Below are 1,483 nucleotides of genomic sequence, written 5' to 3'. Positions count from 1 at the left end.
ATTATAATGGAGCATTAACTTATGTATTCACTCCATCAGGACCAACCGTTGGTGCGGGAGGTTTAATTTCAGGAATGACAGTTGGTACGAGTTACACCGTAACTTCATCAAACGGAAGTTGTTCATCAGTAGCATCAGCATCGTTTAGTAATGCAGCCCAATTGACAACACCAGCAGTTCCAACAATTACTACTACAGCACCAACGTGTTCAGTAGCCGGAACATCGACTATAACGAATTATAATGGAGCGTTAACTTATGTATTCACTCCATCAGGACCAACAGTTGGTGCAGGAGGTTTAATTTCAGGAATGACAGTTGGAACGAGTTATACTGTAACAGCAGGAAATGGTACTTGTACATCAGCTTCATCGGCATCATTTACCAATTTAGCGACGTTAAGTGTTCCATCCCAACCAACGATTAGTACTACAGCAGCAACGTGTTCATCAGCTGGAGTTTCGACTATTACTAATTATAATGGAGCATTAACTTATGTATTCACTCCATCAGGACCAACAGTTGGTGCAGGAGGTTTAATTTCAGGAATGACAATTGGAACGAGTTACACCGTAACTTCATCAAACGGAAGTTGTTCATCAGTAGCATCAGCATCTTTTAGTAATGCGGCGATATTAAATACTCCAGCTGCTGCAACGGCAAGTGTAACGGCTCAACCAACATGTTTAATACCAACAGGAACAATTGTGATTACTGCTCCTTTAGGAGGTAATTTAGAGTATAGTATTAACAATGGCGTTTCTTATCAAAGTAGTACGACATTTACAGGACTTGCACCTAATTCTACTTATACAATTGTTGTAAGAAACACTACATCTGGTTGTACTTCTTCTCCAATTTCACTAAGTATTGATTCTGTTCCGCCATCTCCAATAATTTCAACTGTTTCGGGATGTAATGGTGCAAATTTTGAAATCACAGCCTCAGTTGCTTCGGGTGTGGCTACTTATGAATGGTATAATAGTTCTTCAAGTTTAATTGGTACAACTGCTACTATTGCAGTGACCAGTTCTGGAACTTATGAAGTACGAGCTACTGTTAATTCATGTACTACTATTGAATTTGTTAATGTTGTGGTTTCAGCTTGTGTTATACCAAAAGGTGTTTCTCCAAATAATGATGGATTAAATGATACTTGGGATTTATCAGGATTGAATGCTAATAAAGTTCAGATTTTTAATCGTTATGGTGTGGAGGTATATAGTAAAAATAATTATACCAACGAATGGGATGGAAAATCTAATTCTGGAAATGAATTACCAGATGGGACCTATTATTATGTGATTTCATTGCCAGGAGGAACAGTTAAAACAGGATGGGTTTACATAAACAAAGAAAATTAAAAGCAAGTAAGATGAAAAATAGAATTATTCAAGTTGTTGTTTTATTTATAGGTGTATTTGCTTTTGCCCAGCAAGATCCACATTATACGCAATATATGTATAACATGAGTGTTATGAAT

Annotated in this window: 1 protein-coding gene; it reads left to right on the top strand. The window is 37.0% G+C overall.

Translation table 11 applies throughout. The annotated features are described in order from the left end of the window. Positions 1-1,364: gliding motility-associated C-terminal domain-containing protein (locus V7P59_RS12745; RefSeq protein ID WP_333810534.1), on the top strand; the 1,364-nt coding region annotated here is incomplete at its 5' end. Between the last annotated feature and the right edge of the window lie 119 nt (positions 1,365-1,483).

It is taken from the genome of Flavobacterium sp., from assembly GCF_036782315.1.
Lineage (GTDB): Bacteria > Bacteroidota > Bacteroidia > Flavobacteriales > Flavobacteriaceae > Flavobacterium.
The sequence above is the reverse complement of the archived record's forward strand: the minus strand, read 5'-3'. Positions and strand labels throughout refer to the sequence as shown.